Consider the following 15,381-nt stretch of genomic DNA (forward strand, 5'->3'; position numbering starts at 1 on the left):
CCCCGCGCTGCTGCGGGCCGGTGGACGTCACCGCAGCCCCGCGACGCTCCGCGGGCCCCTACGGTCCCCTCATGTGCCCGCTCGACCTCGTCCCGCCGCTGCCGCCCGACCCGTCGCGCGAAGCCGTCGCCTTCGTCCGGTTCCGTTCGCCCGTGGGCCGCATCGAGGTCGTGGCGAGGGACGGCGCCGTCGAGCGGCTGCACGTGGAGCGCGACGGGCGGCTCCCCCACGACGACGACCCGGACGACCTGCCCGACGACCTGCTGCGCAGCGCACAGCGACAGATCAGCGACTACTTCGCGGGCGTGCGCCGCAGCTTCGACCTGCCGCTGCGACCGAGGGGCACGCCGTTCCAACGGTCCGTGTGGGCAGCCCTCGAGGCCGTCCCCTGGGGCAGCACGACGACCTACGGCGCCCTGGGCGCACGGGTCGGGAAGCCCCAGGCGGGCCGCGCCGTCGGACGGGCGGTCGCCTCGAACCCGCTGCCGCTCCTGGTGCCCTGCCACCGCGTCCTCGGGCGCACCCGCGGGCTGACGGGCTACACGGTCGGCGAGGGCATCGCGACGAAGGCCTGGCTGCTCGGCCACGAGGGCGTCACCTACCGCCTCGGGCCCGTCCCGGTCGACTGACGACCCGGCGCAGGAGGCACGGGGCCAAGACGCAGGAGGCACGGGACCGGGACGCAGGAGGCACGGGACCGGGACGCGGACGGCCTCGTCAAGCCGCGGCGCGTCCGAGCAGGGAGTCAGCGACGAGGACCATCTCGCCACCGGGCTCGAGCCCGATGCCCCGGGCCGCGGCCCAGTCGTGCAGGTCCCCCGGGGAGGCCAGCTCGGGGCGGTCCTGCAGCAGCGCGGCCACGAAGAGGCCCTTCGCCTTCTTGTTGAAGTGGTTCAGCGCACGTCGTCGACCGCCCGCGTCCGAGACCACGCGCACGAACGCCGACCGGTCGGCCGGGGCGGGCCCCAGGCCGACGTAGCCCTCGGAGCGCAGGTCGACGACGAACTCGCCCGAGTCCGCGAGGGCGGTCGCCACCGCGTCACGCCAGCGGCGCTTGAGGGTCGCGCCGGGGAGGCGCGAGTCGTGCGACAGCCGGTAGGCCGGGATCGGGTCGGCGGACCCCACCAGCCCGAACAGGGCCGAGTGGACGACCACGTGCGCCGCGGCCCAGGACCACTGGTCGTCGGTCAGGTCGCGGGCCCCGACGGGGTCGTAGAGCACGCCCGTGTAGCGCTCGAGCGCGCGCAGGGTAGGACTGGTCCGCACCAGCACGTTGCGCTCGACCTCGTCCGCGGACCGGGGCCCGAGCTTGAGCGCCGCCAGCGAGGCGTCGCGATCGCTCGACAGCGCGTCGAGGTCGACGAGGGCCTCGCGGCGGGTGCCGTCGAGCTCGTGCCACCCGAGCGCGCCGAGGTCGAGGCGTGAACCGACGCTGCCCCCGCCGAGCTTCGACTCGGACGGGGGCAGCAGGAACAGCACGGTGGTACGGCGACGCTCGGCTCAGGCGAGCTGGGCGTCGCGGGCGACGACCGCCACGGTGTCGTTGTCGACCGAGAGGAAGCCGTCGGCTGCCTCGGCGGTGACGGTGGAACCGTCAGTCAGTCGCACCCGCACCTGGCCGGTGGCCAGGATGGCGAGCAACGGCTCGTGACCGGGGAGGATGCCGATCTCACCCTCGGAGGTACGGGCGACGATCGAGGCCGCCTCGCCCGACCAGACCTCCTGGTCGGCCGAGACGAGGCTCACGGTGAGAGCAGCCACGATCAGCCGTTCTCCTTCTGGATCTGGGCCCACTTCTGCTCGACGTCGTCGATGCCGCCGACGTTGAAGAAGGCCTGCGTCGCCACGTGGTCGAACTCGCCGTCCGCGATGGCCGAGAAGGACTCGATGGTGTCCTTGAGCGGGACGGTCGAACCCTCGACGCCCGTGAACTTCTTGGCCATGTAGGTGTTCTGCGAGAGGAACTGCTGGATGCGACGGGCGCGCGCGACCGTGATCTTGTCCTCTTCGGAGAGCTCGTCGACACCGAGGATCGCGATGATCTCCTGGAGCTCCTTGTTCTTCTGCAGGATCGCCTTGACGCGGATCGCCGTGTTGTAGTGCGCGTCGCCCAGGTACCGCGGGTCGAGGATGCGGCTCGTCGAGGTCAGCGGGTCGATGGCCGGGTAGAGGCCCTGCGACGCGATCTCTCGCGAGAGCTCGGTCGTCGCGTCGAGGTGCGCGAAGGTCGTCGCCGGCGCCGGGTCGGTGTAGTCGTCAGCGGGCACGTAGATCGCCTGCAGCGAGGTGATCGAGTGGCCGCGCGTCGAGGTGATGCGCTCCTGGAGGACGCCCATCTCGTCGGCGAGGTTCGGCTGGTAGCCCACGGCGGAGGGCATGCGGCCGAGCAGCGTGGAGACCTCGGAACCCGCCTGGGTGAACCGGAAGATGTTGTCGATGAAGAGCAGGACGTCCTGCTTCTGCACGTCGCGGAAGTACTCCGCCATCGTCAGGGCCGACAGGGCCACGCGGAGACGCGTTCCCGGCGGCTCGTCCATCTGGCCGAAGACGAGGGCGGTCTTGTCGAAGACGCCCGCCTCCTCCATCTCGGCGATGAGGTCGTTGCCCTCACGGGTGCGCTCACCGACACCGGCGAACACCGACACGCCACCGTGGTCCTGCGCGACGCGCTGGATCATCTCCTGGATGAGGACCGTCTTGCCGACGCCCGCACCGCCGAAGAGGCCGATCTTGCCACCCTGCACGTAGGGGGTGAGGAGGTCGATCGACTTGATGCCGGTCTCGAAGAGCTGCGTCTTCGACTCGAGCTGGTCGAACTGGGGAGCCTTGCGGTGGATCGGCCAACGCTCGGTGATCTCGATCTTCTCGTCACCCTCGAGGTTGAGGATGTCGCCCGTGACGTTGAAGACCTTGCCCTTGGTGACGTCGCCGACCGGGACCGAGATCGGGGCACCCGTGTCGGTGACCTCCTGGCCGCGGACGAGGCCGTCGGTGGGCTTGAGCGCGATCGCACGGACGAGGTCGTCGCCGAGGTGCTGGGCGACCTCGAGGGTCAGCACCGAGGTGGTCTCGCCCATCGTGATCGTCGTGGTGAGGGCGTTGTAGACGCCGGGGATGGCGTCGTGCGGGAACTCGATGTCGACGACGGGGCCCGTCACGCGGGCGACGCGTCCGACCCCGGGAGCCGACGCGGTCGCGACCGGCGCGGTTGCGGTGTCAGTCATGGCTTCTCTCTCTCGGATGATTGTCTACTTGGCCGAGCTCAGGGCGTCTGCGCCGCCCACGATCTCGGAGATCTGCTGGGTGATCTCGGCCTGGCGCGCGTTGTTGGCGAGGCGCGTGAAGTCGCGGATGAGGGTGTCGGCGTTGTCGCTGGCCGCCTTCATCGCCTTCTGGCGTGCAGCGTGCTCGGACGCCGCCGACTGCAGCATCGCGTTGAAGATGCGGCTCTCGATGTACACCGGAAGGAGCGAGTCGAGGACCTCGACGGGGTCGGGCTCGAACTCGTAGAGCGGGAGCACCTCGCCCTCCGTGGGCTCCTCCACGCCCTCGACGACCTCGAGCGGCAGCAGCCGCACGACCTCGGGGACCTGGCTCACCATGTTCACGAAGCGGTTGTAGACGATGTGGATCTCGTCCACGCCGCCCTCCCCCGCGTCCTGGAGGAACTTGGCGACGACCGCGTCGCCGATCTCCTTCGCCGTCGAGAACTCGGGCTGGTCGGTGCCACCCGTCCAGATGCGCTCGGAGTCGCGGCGACGGAAGGCGAAGTACCCCTGGGCCTTGCGGCCGACGAGGTAGAACACGACGTCCTTGCCCTCGCTGCGGAGCAGGGTGGCGAGCTGTTCGCCCTCCTTCAGCACGTTCGAGCTGAACGCACCGTTGAGGCCGCGGTCGGACGTGAAGAGCACGACCGCGGCCCGCTCGACCGTCGCCGGCTCGGTGGTCAGCACGTGGTCGACGTCCGAGAACGTCGCCACGGCCGACACGGCCCGCGTGATGGCACGCGAGTACGGTGCCGAGGCCTTCATCCGGGCCTGCGCCTTCTGGATGCGCGAGGCCGAGATGAGCTCCATCGCGCGCGTGACCTTCTTGGTCGTCTTCGCGGAGCGGATCCTCTGGCGGTAGACCCGTAGCTGGGCTCCCATGGCTCTCCTGTTGTCTCGTCAGTCGTGATCGTCGGGCGGCGCGTCAGCGCTTGGCCTTGACGATCCGTTCCTGGTTGACGTCGTCGGCGGCGATCGCCGTGAACTCCTCGCGCCCGACGGAGGCGAGCGGCTTGCCCTCGCCCGTCTGGAACTCCTGCTTGAACGCGTCGATGCCGGAGTCGAGCGCGGACACGACGTCGTCGCTCAGCACGTTGGTCTCGCGCAGGGTGGTCAGCACGTCGGTGTTGCGGCCCATGTAGTCGAGCAGCTCGCGCTCGAAGCGCAGGATGTCGGGCACGGGGACCTCGTCGAGCTTGCCGTTCGTCCCGGCCCAGATCGAGACGACCTGCTCCTCGACGGGGTACGGCGAGTACTGGGGCTGCTTCAGCAGCTCCGTGAGGCGCGCACCACGGGCGAGCTGACGGCGGCTCGCGGCGTCGAGGTCGGACGCGAACATCGCGAACGCCTCGAGCGACCGGTACTGCGCGAGCTCGAGCTTCAGCGTGCCGGAGACCTTCTTGATCGACTTCACCTGGGCGTCACCGCCGACGCGGGACACCGAGATGCCCACGTCGACCGCGGGACGCTGGTTCGCGTTGAACAGGTCGGACTGCAGGAAGATCTGGCCGTCGGTGATCGAGATCACGTTGGTCGGGATGTACGCCGAGACGTCGTTGGCCTTGGTCTCGATGATCGGCAGACCCGTCATCGATCCGGCACCCAGCTCGTCGGAGAGCTTGGCGCAACGCTCGAGCAGGCGCGAGTGCAGGTAGAACACGTCGCCGGGGTAGGCCTCGCGTCCCGGCGGGCGACGCAGGAGGAGCGACACGGCGCGGTAGGCCTCGGCCTGCTTCGACAGGTCGTCGAAGATGATGAGGACGTGCTTGCCGCCGTACATCCAGTGCTGGCCGATGGCCGAACCGGTGTAGGGGGCGAGGTACTTGAAGCCGGCCGGGTCGGACGCGGGCGCCGCGATGATGGTCGTGTACTCCATGGCGCCGGCCTCTTCGAGCGCACCCTTGACGGAGGCGATCGTGGAGCCCTTCTGGCCGATGGCGACGTAGACGCAGCGGACCTGCTTCGAGACGTCGCCCGACTCCCAGTTGGCCTTCTGGTTGATGATCGTGTCGATCGCGATGGCGGTCTTGCCGGTCTGGCGGTCACCGATGATCAGCTGGCGCTGGCCTCGACCGATCGGGATCATCGCGTCGATGGCCTTGATGCCGGTCTGCATCGGCTCGTGGACCGACTTGCGCGCCATGACGCCGGGAGCCTGGAGCTCCAGTGCGCGACGACCCTCCGTCGCGATCTCGCCGAGACCGTCGATCGGGCTGCCCAGCGGGTCGACGACGCGACCCAGGTAGCCGTCGCCGACGGGCACGGACAGGACCTCGCCCGTGCGGGTGACCTCCATGCCCTCCTCGATGCCGGAGAACTCACCGAGCACGATGGTGCCGATCTCGTTCTCGTCGAGGTTCTGCGCGAGCCCGAGCGTGCCGTCCGCGAAGCGGATGAGCTCGTTCGCCATGACGCCGGGGAGTCCCTCGACGTGGGCGATGCCGTCGGCCGCGTCCACGACGTGGCCCACCTCGGCGGTGGACGCCTTCGACGGGTCGTAGGACGAGACGAAGTCCTTGAGCGCGTCGCGGATCTCATCGGGGCTGATCTTGATGTCTGCCATTGTGGTTCCTGTTCGGTAGCGAGGCATCAGGAGGCCTCGAGTCTGTGGAGAGGAGATCGCCTAGCCGGCGAGCTGCAGGCGGAGCTGGCTGAGCTTGGTGGCGACCGTGCCGTCGGTGACCTCGTCGCCCACCTGGACGCGGAGGCCTCCGATGATGCCGGCGTCGACGACCTCGTTCACCCGGACGGACCGGCCGTACTGTCGCGCGAGGCCCTGCTCGAGGCGTGTGCGGTGCTCGGTGCCCAGTGGCGCAGCCGTGGTGACGGTGGCCACCAGCTGGTCGGACTGGTCCGCCACGACCGAGGCGGCGTGCCGGAGCAGCTGCCCGATGCGCCGGCCGCGGGGCTGGCGCACGAGGTGCCCGACGATCGCGACCGTCTGCTCGGACGCCCGGCCCCGGAGGAGCTGCTCCACGAGACCCGCCTTCGCGGCGTCGTCGCTGAGCTTCGTGCCGAGCGCGAGCTCCAGCCGGGAGTCGCCCCGGACGGCCTCGTCGAACGAGAAGAGCTCGTCGACGATGGCGCCCTCGTCGCCGCTCGCGGCGACGACGCGGACGCCGATCTCCTCGATGCCCGCGAGCAGGTCCCGGGGTGACGACCAGCGACCGGCGACGACCGACAGGAGGAGCGCCCGCGCCGGCTCGCCGAAGGCGCCGAAGAGCCGGTCGAGCATCTGCTTCTTGACCTCGCCGCCGATCGCCGGGTCGCCCAGGTAGGACTGGAGCTGGACGGACCCACCGATGACACGGCCGGCGTCGAGCAGCTGCTCGCCCGTCGCCAGGTCGGCAGCCGGGCCGAGGTCGGCGAGCACCGCACGCGACGCGTGCAGGGCCTCTCGCGACATGGAGCCCATCGTCAGTCGCCCGCCTTCGCGTTCTGGTCGGCCTCGAGGTCGGCCAGGAAGCGGTCCACGACCGCCGACGCACGAGCGTCGTCGGAGAGGGACTCCCCGATCACGCCGGAGGCGAGGTCGATGGCCAGCGAGCCGACCTCGGCACGGAGCGAGGCGACGGCCGCCTGGCGCTCGGCCTCGATCTGCGCGTGGGCGGACGCCGTGATGCGGTCGGCGTCGTCCTGTGCCTGCTGCTTCATCTCGGCGAGGATCACGGTGCCCTCGGCGCGTGCGGCCTCACGGATGCGGCCGGCCTCGGCGCGAGCGTCGGCCAGCTGCTTCTTGTACTCGTCGAGCGCCTCGGCCGCCTCGGCCTGAGCGGCCTCGGCACGGGCGACGCCACCCTCGATGCGCTCGGCACGCTCGTCGAGGATCGTGCGGAACCTCGGGATCGCGAAGAGCGCGAAGAACAGCGCGATGACCACGAAGACGACGAGGGACCAGAGGATGTCGTAGTCGGCGGGGAAGAAGACCGCAGCACCTTCCGGTGCCGAGCCCTCCGCCGCGAGGATCGTCTCGATCATCGAATGTCGTCCTTACTGATCAGGAGAAGATGAAGCCGGCTGCGAGGCCGATGAAGCCGAGGAGCTCGGTGAAGGCGATGCCCAGGAACATGGTGACCTGGAGGCGGCCGGCCAGCTCGGGCTGGCGGGCCATGGCCTCGACCGTCTTGCCCGCGACGATGCCGATGCCGATGCCGGGGCCGATCGCGGCGAGGCCGTAACCGACGGTCGCGATGTTGCCGTTGATCTCAGCGAGGATCGTGGTGGTGTCCACTTGTGTTTCCTTCCGGTAGGGCGGTGCCGTCGGGCGACGGGACCGTCGACGTGGTGCTTAGTGTTCTTCGGCAGCGGCCTGCTGGATGTAGACCGACGTGAGGAGGGTGAAGACGTAGGCCTGCAGGACCGCCACGGCCATCTCGACGATGGTCATGACGAAGCCGCCGATGAGGGTCAGGGCGCCGAAGGCGCCGGAGGCGCCGCCCAGCGAGAAGAAGAAGAAGTGCGTGGCTGCGAAGCAGAGGACGAGCAGCAGGTGCCCGACCATCATGTTCAGCAGGAGTCGCAGCGCCAGCGAGATCGGACGCACGATGAAGATGTTGATGAACTCGATCGGCGTCAGGAGGATGTACATGTACCACGGGACGCCCGCGGGGAAGAGGGAGTTCCGGAAGAAGGTCGCAGGACCGACCTCGCGGAAGCCCGCGTAGATGAACGCCACGTAGGCGACCACGCCGAGCAGCAGCGGCATCGCGACCACCGAGGTGCCGGCGATGTTGAGGCCCGGGATGATGCCCGTGATGTTCATGGCGAAGATGCCGAAGAACATGGCGGCCAACAGGGGCAGGTACTTGCGGCCGAGCTTCTCGCCGAGGATCTCCTCGACGATCTGCACGCGCACGAAGTCGAGGCCGAGCTCGGCGATGCTCTGCCCGCGCGTCGGCACGAGCCGACCCTTGCGCAGGGCGAGCCAGAAGAGGAGCACCATCACGGCGATCGCCAGGAGGCGGACCAGCATGATGCGGTTCAGCTCGAAGGGCGTGCCTTCGAAGAAGATGGCCGCGGGGAAGAACTCGTCCAGTGTGGGGGCATGGAATTCCCCGCCTCCGTGACCAGCATCGGCAGCGGAGAACAGGGTCGCAGCGTTCGCTATCAGCGCTATCTCCTGGGTCGGGGCGTGCACCGGTGAGTGCCGCGACGATCGGTGGGGTTGTCATCGGACCCGCAGGGAACAGCGGCCGGGAACGTCGCAACCCTATCAAGGGAACAGGTGTGTGCACGAATCGACCGAGGTTCTTTCACGGTCTGCACGGACCCCTCGTCAGTCGTGCTGGACGGAGGGCAACGTGACGTCGCTCGCGTGCGCCATGCGACCCCGGACGACGACCAGGGCGTCGATGGCGAGGGTGCCGACGATGCTCACGACGAGCGAGAGGAAGAGCACGACGTCGTCGACGAAGGGCTGGTCCCGGACGAGGACGAGCAGGCCGATGAAGAGGACGAGCTTGAGGAGCCACAGGCCCATCACGATGCCGAAGAAGCCCGCGAGGCGGAACCTGATGGCCACGAGCATGCTGAGCGCGGTGAGGGCGGCGAACAGGACGGCGAGGCCGGTGCCGACGAGGGCGGACCAGAGGCCGTCGGTGCCCGCGACCAGGTAGCCCGCTCCCCCGCCGACGACGGCGATGACCACGGCGAGGACGCCCGTGTACGACAGGATCTTGACGAAGACGGATCGGGCGTTCATGGGCGTTCCTCCGGGCTGCGGTGCGGGACGGCGGGAGGGCCGGCCACGGGGTCGGTCATCGGGTCGAGCTGGGCCGCCCCGTCGAGGCGGTCGTGGTGCCGCGCCAGGGGGCCGGCGGCGCTGCCGGGGGGCGCGGACTGCGCGGCGATCTCCGCCCGCTTGCGGCGGCTGAGGGGCGCCAGGGTCACCACGGCGCACCCCACGAGCCCGAGCCCGAGCGCCACGGCGACCCAGCCCCCGGGCAGGAACAGGAACCCGAGGCAGCCGAAGGCGACCACGGTGGTCCAGGCGTAGAAGATCAGCACGGCGTGGAAGTGCGAGTGCCCCATGTCGAGCAGTCGGTGGTGCAGGTGCTTGCGGTCGGCGGTGAACGGCGACTTGCCCGCACCGACCCGTCGCAGCACCGCCAGGCCGAAGTCGAGCATCGGGACGATGAGCACCGCGAAGGGCAGCAGGATCGGGATGAACGCCGGCAGGAGCACGGCGCGCGACGTGCTGCCGGGATCGATCTGCCCCGTCACCGAGATCGCACTGGTGGCCATGAGCAGGCCGGTGAGGAGCGCACCCGCGTCGCCCATGAAGAGCTTGGCGGGGTGCCAGTTGAGCGGCAGGAACCCGAGGCACGCTCCGATGAGCACCGCGGCCAGCAGTGCGGCGAGGTTGAAGTACTCCGTCTGCCCGATCGACAGGGCGATGACGAAGCTGTAGACGAAGAAGACGCCGTTGGCGATGATGGCGACGCCCGCCACGAGGCCGTCGAGCCCGTCGATGAAGTTGACCGCGTTCATGACCAGCACCACGGCGAGGATCGTGAGCACCAGCGACATGTACGGCGAACCGATGGCGAGGCTGCCCCCGACCGGCAGCGAGACCAGCTGCACGCCCTGCCAGGCAAGGACCCCGGCGGCGATGATCTGGGCCGCCAGCTTGGTCATCCAGTCGAGGTCGACGAGGTCGTCCGTCACGCCCACCGCGACGATGATCGTGGCCGCCCCGAGGATGGCGAGCGGCGGGCCGGGGTCGGCGAACACCAGCCGGAAGTAGTCCACCCCCGCGATGAGCGGGAACACGAACCAGGCCGACAGGACGGCGACCACGACGCCGGCCCACATGGCCACGCCGCCGAGCCGCGGCGTCGGCGTGGAGTGCACGTCGCGCGACCGGATCTTCGGGTACAGGTGGAACCTCAGCCCCACGCGCCAGACCACGATCGAGAGCACGAAGCTCACGACCGCGGCGATCGCCAGCGCGAGGAGGTAGTAGCGCACGCGTCAGGCCACGACGTCGGGCCCGACGACCCGCACGATCTCGTCGATCGGGAGGACCCCGTGGCGGACGACGCGCAGCACGCCGTCCCGGCCCGCCGTGGCATCGACGATCGTCGAGCCCGTGTTGGCCCCGGGGCGACGCTCGTAGGAGCCGCCGACGGGACCGGCCTCGAGGTACACGGAGACCGAGTCGCCCAGCATGTCGCGGGCCTCGGACGCGGTCGTGGCCGCGGGCCGACCGGTGAGGTTCGCGCTCGAGACGGCGAGCGGCCCGGTCTCCTCGAGGAGCTCGAGCGCCAGTCGGTCGCTGGGCATGCGGAGGGCCACCGTGCCCCGGGTCTCGCCGAGGTCCCAGCTGAGGGAGCGCTGCGCCGTGAGGATCACGGTCAACGGCCCCGGCCAGAACTCGTCGAGCAGCGGGCGGACCACCTCGGGCACGTGGTCGGTGAGGGCGGCGAGGGTCTCGCGCCCCTTGACGAGGACCGGGGGCGGCGACTGCCGCCCGCGCCCCTTGGCGTCGAGCAGGCGCTGGACCGCGGCGGGGTCGAACGCGTCCGCCGCGACGCCGTAGACGGTGTCGGTCGGCAGCACGACGAGCTCACCGCGGCCGATGGCGCTGCGCGCGAGGCGCATGCCGGCCAGCAGCTCGGTGTCGACGGAGCAGTCGTGGAGGGAGGTCATGACGTCACGATGATAGTGGGCACGGTCTGGCAGCCCCGTCAGAGCACCGCGGTCGTCGAACGGTCACGGCCCGTGAGGTCCTGGTGCGTGACGAGCTCCCGCCACCCGTCGGCAGCGAAGAGCTCCCGCATCGCGGCACCCTGGTGCTCGCCGTGCTCGACGACGAGAAGCCCACCGGGACGCAGGAGGCGCAGGGCGGTCCGGGAGAGCACGCGCACGACGTCGAGGCCGTCCGCCCCGCCGTAGAGGGCCAGCGCCGGGTCGTGCAGGCGCACCTCGGGATCGCGGGGCACCATGCCCTCGGGGACGTAGGGCGGGTTCGAGACCACGACCGCCACCGTTCCGTCGAGCTCCGGCAGCGCCTCGGCGAGGTCGCCCTCCACGAGGTGCACGTCGGCGCCCGTCGCCTCGATGTTGCGTCGCGTCCAGGCCGCGGCCTCCGGTGAGAGCTCCACGGCGTGCACGCGTGCGCGCGGCACCTCCGTCGCGAGGGCGAGGGCGAGCGCACCGCTGCCGGTGCCGAGGTCCACGGCCACGGGCGCCGGCGCCTCGTCCGCGCGGAGCGCGTCGATCGCGAGCTGGGCCACGCCCTCCGTCTCGGGCCGCGGCACGAAGACGCCGGGGCCGACCCGCAGCTCGAGCGAGCGGAACGGGGCCAGGCCCGTGAGGTGCTGGAGCGGCTCGCGGGTCGCCCGGCGCACGACGAGCGCGACCAGGGCCTCCTGCAGGTCGGCGGTCAGCGAGGCACCGGTCACCGCACGCGCCTGGACCTGCCCCCGCGACCAACCGGCCACGTGGCCGAGCAGGAGCTCCGCGTCCACGCGGGCGTCGGGGACGCCCGCCTCGCCCAGCACCCGCTCGGCGTCGGCCACCGCCGTGGCGACGGCGACGGTCACGACGAGGTGTCGCCGAGGTCGGCCAGGCGCGCCTCCTCGTCGGCGCGCACGCACGACTCGACCACGGGCTCGAGCGCACCGTCGAGCACCGCGTCGAGGTTGTAGGCCTTGTACCCCGTGCGGTGGTCGGCGATGCGGTTCTCGGGGAAGTTGTAGGTGCGGATGCGCTCCGACCGGTCCATGCCCCGGATCTGGCTCTTGCGGGCGTCGGAGGCGAGGGCCGCCTGCTCCTCCTGCTGACGCGCCAGGATGCGCGCACGGAGCACGCGCATGCCCGCCTCGCGGTTCTGCAGCTGGCTCTTCTCGTTCTGCATCGCGACGACGATGCCGGTCGGCAGGTGCGTGATGCGCACCGCGGAGTCGGTCGTGTTGACCGACTGCCCGCCGGGACCGCTCGAGCGGTAGACGTCGATCTTCAGGTCGGACTGGGCGATCTCGACCTCCTCGGGCTCGTCCACCTCGGGGAACACGAGCACGCCCGTGGTCGACGTGTGGATGCGGCCCTGCGACTCGGTCGCGGGCACGCGCTGCACGCGGTGGACGCCGCCCTCGTACTTGAGGTGCGCCCAGACGCCCTGCGACGGGTCGGAGGCGTTCGACTTGATGGCGACCTGCACGTTCTTGTAGCCGCCCAGGTCGGACTCGTCGCGGTCGAGGAGCTCGGTCTTCCAGCCCTTCGACTCGGCGTAGTGCACGTACATGCGGAGCAGGTCCGCCGCGAAGAGCGCGCTCTCGGCACCGCCCTCCCCGCCCTTGATCTCCATGATGACGTCGCGGCCGTCGTCGGGGTCGCGCGGGATCAGCAGGCGTCGCAGCTTCTCCTGCGCCTCGGCCAGGTCGGCCTCCAGGCCGGGCACCTCGTCGGCGAACGCGTCGTCCTCCTTGGCGAGCTCCCGGGCCGCCACGAGATCCTCCTCGGCCTGCGTCCACGTCGCGTGCGCGGCGACGATGCGGCTCAGCTCGGCGTACCGACGGTTGATGCGCTTCGCGCGCCCCGCGTCGGCGTGCACGGCCGGGTCGCTGAGCTGCACCTGCAGCTCCTCGTGCTCGGCCAGCAGCACCGCCACCGACTCGAACACGGTCAGTGCTCCTTGTGGCCGGAGTGCGCGTCGTGCCCGTTCGAGGCCGGCACCGACTTCTGCACCTGCACGAGGAACTCGACGTTCGACTGGGTCTCCCGCAGGTTGCGGAGGACCACGTCGAGCGCCTGCTGCGGCTCCAGGCCGGCGAGGGCCCGGCGCAGGCGCCAGGTGATCTTGACCTCGTCGGGGCTGAGCAGCATCTCCTCGCGACGCGTGCCGGAGGCGTTGACGTCGACGGCCGGGAAGATGCGCTTGTCGGCGAGGTGGCGCGAGAGGCGGAGCTCCATGTTGCCCGTGCCCTTGAACTCCTCGAAGATGACCTCGTCCATCTTGGAGCCGGTCTCGACCAGGGCCGTGGCGAGGATCGTCAGCGAGCCGCCGCCCTCGATGTTGCGCGCCGCGCCGAAGAAGCGCTTCGGCGGGTACAGGGCCGACGAGTCGACGCCACCGGACAGGATCCGGCCGGAGGCGGGCGTGGCCAGGTTGTACGCCCGGCCGAGACGGGTGATCGAGTCGAGCAGCACGACGACGTCGTGGCCCAGCTCGACGAGGCGCTTGGCGCGCTCGATGGCCAGCTCGGCGACGGTCGTGTGGTCCTCGGCGGGCCGGTCGAACGTGGAGGCGATGACCTCGCCCTTGACCGTGCGCTGCATGTCGGTGACCTCTTCGGGGCGCTCGTCGACGAGCACGACCATGAGGTGGACCTCGGGGTTGTTCGTGGCGATCGCGTTCGCGATGGCCTGCAGCGCGATGGTCTTGCCGGCCTTGGGCGGCGAGACGATGAGGCCGCGCTGACCCTTGCCGATCGGCGACACCAGGTCGATGATGCGCGTCGAGAGCTTCTGCTGCTCGGTCTCGAGGCGCAGGCGCTCCTGGGGGTAGAGCGGCGTCAGGTCGCTGAAGTCGACCCGCTTCGCGGCCTCGTCCACGGGCTGGCCGTTGATCGAGTCGACGCGCACGATGGCGTTGAACTTCTGGCGGCCCTGTCCCTGCTCGCCCTCGCGGGGCTGACGGATCGCACCGACGACCGCGTCGCCCTTGCGCAGGTGGTACTTCTTGACCTGCCCGAGCGAGACGTAGACGTCGCTGGCACCCGGCAGGTAGCCCGTCGTGCGCACGAAGGCGTAGTTCTCGAGCAGGTCCAGGATGCCCGCGACGGGGATGAGGACGTCGTCCTCGGAGATCTCGGGCTCGGCGTCGTCCTGCTGGGCGCCGCGACCGCGCTTGCGGTCGCGCTGACGGCCACGGCCACGACCCGCCTCGTCGTCGCGCTGCTGCTGCTGCTGAGGGCCGGTGCCGCCCTGCTGCTGACCGCGCGACGCGTCGTCCGTCGTGGACTCGGCGGGGGCCTCCTGCGGGGCCTGCTGGGGGGCGTCGCCCTGCTGCTGGCCGTTCTTCTTGCCGCGGTTGCGGCTACGGCTGCGGCGTCCGCCGCCCTCCTGCTGCCCCTGCTGGTCGCCCTGCTGCGGGTCGCCCTGCTGGCCGCGCTGGTCGGGCTCGCCGGCCTCGGCGGGGTCGGTGGACGCCTGCTCGCCGGCGGCCGGTGCGGCCTGCGCGGTCTCGGCGCCGACGCTCGCGTCGTTCGCGCGTCGCGATCCGCGGCGACCGCGGCCCTGGCGCTCGTTGGCGGGCGCCTCGGTCGGTGACGACGGGGCTGCCCCGTCGGTGGCGGCAGGAGCCTCGGCGGAGCCGGCAGGAGCCGGGGCGGCCTCGGTGGTGGGTGCCTCGACGAGCGGCGACGTGCCGGTCTCGCCGTGGTTGACGTGCTGGGCCGCGCCGCGCTGCTCGGTGGCCGCGGCGGTCGTCGCGCTGCTGGCCCGACGCGACCCACGACGACGTCCGGTGGGCTGCTCGGCGGGGGCGGTGCCCTCTGCAGATGCCTCGGGGGCGGCGAGGCCTGCGGCCTCGGCGCCGGCCTCCGTCGGGGCGTCGAGGCCTGCGGCCTCGGCGCCGGCCTCCGTCGGGGCGTCGAGGACCGGGGCCTGCTCGGCGGCGGGGGCCTGCGCGGCGTGCTCGGCCTCGGGCGCCTGGTCGGCGACCGTCTCGACGGGGGTGCCGTCGAGGACGGGCTGGACGACCTCGGGCACGACGGCGCCCTCGCCCTGCTCGGCCTGCTTGGCGGCGATGGCGGCGACGAGGTCGCCCTTGCGCAGCTTGGAGAGGCCGCTGATGCCGAGCGACGAGGCGAGCGCCTGCAGCTGCGGGAGGCGGAGGGCGCGGAGCTCGGCGGTGGGGTCCGCGGGAGTGCTGGGGTCGACGTCGGTCACGATGGGGTTCCTTTCGCTCCCCCGCGCGGAACGGCGGGGCAGAGCTGGTCGCACCTCGTCGCCTCGCGCTCGCACGGGTGCGGCGGTGGATCTGAGGAGGTGCTGTGCACGGCTGCCAGAGCGGCGGACGGACACTGCGAGATGTGCAGGACGGGATCACCCGGGGACCGGGGCTCCGGGACCTCACGTGCCCGTCGGACCGAGGGCCCGACCGTGGGAC

At 71.1% G+C, this 15,381-nt stretch carries 16 protein-coding genes; 1 reads left to right on the top strand and 15 read right to left on the bottom strand.

All coding sequences use genetic code 11. From position 1 onward, the window contains the following. The first annotated feature begins 71 nt into the window (after positions 1 to 71). Complete coding sequence (locus ACYVHQ_RS04925; protein WP_460511020.1) at positions 72 to 629, top strand: methylated-DNA--[protein]-cysteine S-methyltransferase; 558 nt, start codon at positions 72 to 74, stop codon at positions 627 to 629. Positions 630 to 717: 88 nt separating this feature from the next. Here the strand turns inward: ACYVHQ_RS04925 and ACYVHQ_RS04930 are convergent, their stop codons facing one another. The 15 genes from ACYVHQ_RS04930 to rho form a co-directional block, all read right to left on the bottom strand. After that, positions 718 to 1,479: a YaaA family protein gene (locus ACYVHQ_RS04930; RefSeq protein ID WP_460511021.1), complete on the bottom strand. Its 762-nt coding sequence runs from the start codon at positions 1,477 to 1,479 to the stop codon at positions 718 to 720. Positions 1,480 to 1,500: 21 nt separating this feature from the next. Then, positions 1,501 to 1,761, bottom strand: a complete 261-nt coding sequence (locus ACYVHQ_RS04935) for a F0F1 ATP synthase subunit epsilon (protein ID WP_460511022.1) — start codon at positions 1,759 to 1,761, stop codon at positions 1,501 to 1,503. A gap of 2 nt (positions 1,762 to 1,763) precedes the next feature. Next, complete coding sequence (gene atpD, locus ACYVHQ_RS04940) at positions 1,764 to 3,224, bottom strand: F0F1 ATP synthase subunit beta (RefSeq protein WP_460511023.1); 1,461 nt, start codon at positions 3,222 to 3,224, stop codon at positions 1,764 to 1,766. A gap of 24 nt (positions 3,225 to 3,248) precedes the next feature. After that, on the bottom strand, positions 3,249 to 4,148 hold the full coding sequence (locus ACYVHQ_RS04945; RefSeq protein WP_460511024.1) for a F0F1 ATP synthase subunit gamma: 900 nt from the start codon (positions 4,146 to 4,148) through the stop codon (positions 3,249 to 3,251). Positions 4,149 to 4,191: 43 nt separating this feature from the next. Beyond that, the gene (gene atpA / locus ACYVHQ_RS04950; RefSeq protein WP_460511025.1) at positions 4,192 to 5,829 is read right to left on the bottom strand and encodes a F0F1 ATP synthase subunit alpha; all 1,638 of its coding nucleotides are present in this window, start codon (positions 5,827 to 5,829) and stop codon (positions 4,192 to 4,194) included. Between the two features lie 60 nt (positions 5,830 to 5,889). After that, the gene (locus ACYVHQ_RS04955) at positions 5,890 to 6,681 is read right to left on the bottom strand and encodes a F0F1 ATP synthase subunit delta (RefSeq protein ID WP_460511026.1); all 792 of its coding nucleotides are present in this window, start codon (positions 6,679 to 6,681) and stop codon (positions 5,890 to 5,892) included. 2 nt (positions 6,682 to 6,683) lie between these two features. Beyond that, positions 6,684 to 7,244 (bottom strand): F0F1 ATP synthase subunit B, encoded by a 561-nt coding sequence (locus tag ACYVHQ_RS04960; RefSeq protein ID WP_460511027.1) that lies wholly within the window; start codon positions 7,242 to 7,244, stop codon positions 6,684 to 6,686. A gap of 19 nt (positions 7,245 to 7,263) precedes the next feature. Then, on the bottom strand, positions 7,264 to 7,497 hold the full coding sequence (gene atpE, locus ACYVHQ_RS04965; RefSeq protein ID WP_043594505.1) for an ATP synthase F0 subunit C: 234 nt from the start codon (positions 7,495 to 7,497) through the stop codon (positions 7,264 to 7,266). A 57-nt stretch (positions 7,498 to 7,554) separates the two neighbouring features. Continuing rightward, positions 7,555 to 8,382: a F0F1 ATP synthase subunit A gene (gene atpB, locus ACYVHQ_RS04970; RefSeq protein ID WP_460511248.1), complete on the bottom strand. Its 828-nt coding sequence runs from the start codon at positions 8,380 to 8,382 to the stop codon at positions 7,555 to 7,557. 159 nt (positions 8,383 to 8,541) lie between these two features. Further along, a complete protein-coding gene (locus ACYVHQ_RS04975) occupies positions 8,542 to 8,967 on the bottom strand; it encodes a hypothetical protein (RefSeq protein WP_460511028.1) in 426 nt (141 codons plus the stop codon). After that, complete coding sequence (locus tag ACYVHQ_RS04980; protein ID WP_460511029.1) at positions 8,964 to 10,235, bottom strand: MraY family glycosyltransferase; 1,272 nt, start codon at positions 10,233 to 10,235, stop codon at positions 8,964 to 8,966. The genes ACYVHQ_RS04975 and ACYVHQ_RS04980 overlap by 4 nt, the downstream gene beginning before the upstream one ends. Before the next feature lie 3 nt (positions 10,236 to 10,238). Beyond that, on the bottom strand, positions 10,239 to 10,916 hold the full coding sequence (locus ACYVHQ_RS04985; protein ID WP_460511030.1) for an L-threonylcarbamoyladenylate synthase: 678 nt from the start codon (positions 10,914 to 10,916) through the stop codon (positions 10,239 to 10,241). Between the two features lie 38 nt (positions 10,917 to 10,954). Continuing rightward, positions 10,955 to 11,812 carry a peptide chain release factor N(5)-glutamine methyltransferase gene (prmC, locus tag ACYVHQ_RS04990; RefSeq protein WP_460511031.1) on the bottom strand — a complete coding sequence of 286 codons (858 nt, stop codon included), beginning with the start codon at positions 11,810 to 11,812 and terminating at the stop codon, positions 10,955 to 10,957. After that, positions 11,809 to 12,891 (bottom strand): peptide chain release factor 1, encoded by a 1,083-nt coding sequence (prfA, locus tag ACYVHQ_RS04995; RefSeq protein ID WP_460511032.1) that lies wholly within the window; start codon positions 12,889 to 12,891, stop codon positions 11,809 to 11,811. Before prfA ends, prmC begins: the two co-directional genes overlap by 4 nt. A 2-nt stretch (positions 12,892 to 12,893) precedes the next feature. Further along, positions 12,894 to 15,161, bottom strand: a complete 2,268-nt coding sequence (gene rho, locus ACYVHQ_RS05000; RefSeq protein WP_460511033.1) for a transcription termination factor Rho — start codon at positions 15,159 to 15,161, stop codon at positions 12,894 to 12,896. Between the last annotated feature and the right edge of the window lie 220 nt (positions 15,162 to 15,381).

The sequence above is a fragment of the Frigoribacterium salinisoli genome, assembly GCF_054781095.1.

What these genes read in the sequence shown, in the direction of transcription:
- ACYVHQ_RS04925 (WP_460511020.1), top strand. Translation starts at nt 72, where the DNA reads ATGTGCCCGCTCGACCTCGTCCCGCCGCTGCCGCCCGACCCGTCGCGC.
- atpD (WP_460511023.1), bottom strand. Translation starts at nt 3,224, where the DNA reads ATGACTGACACCGCAACCGCGCCGGTCGCGACCGCGTCGGCTCCCGGG.
- ACYVHQ_RS04945 (WP_460511024.1), bottom strand. Translation starts at nt 4,148, where the DNA reads ATGGGAGCCCAGCTACGGGTCTACCGCCAGAGGATCCGCTCCGCGAAG.
- atpA (WP_460511025.1), bottom strand. Translation starts at nt 5,829, where the DNA reads ATGGCAGACATCAAGATCAGCCCCGATGAGATCCGCGACGCGCTCAAG.
- ACYVHQ_RS04955 (WP_460511026.1), bottom strand. Translation starts at nt 6,681, where the DNA reads ATGGGCTCCATGTCGCGAGAGGCCCTGCACGCGTCGCGTGCGGTGCTC.
- ACYVHQ_RS04960 (WP_460511027.1), bottom strand. Translation starts at nt 7,244, where the DNA reads ATGATCGAGACGATCCTCGCGGCGGAGGGCTCGGCACCGGAAGGTGCT.
- ACYVHQ_RS04975 (WP_460511028.1), bottom strand. Translation starts at nt 8,967, where the DNA reads ATGAACGCCCGATCCGTCTTCGTCAAGATCCTGTCGTACACGGGCGTC.
- ACYVHQ_RS04985 (WP_460511030.1), bottom strand. Translation starts at nt 10,916, where the DNA reads ATGACCTCCCTCCACGACTGCTCCGTCGACACCGAGCTGCTGGCCGGC.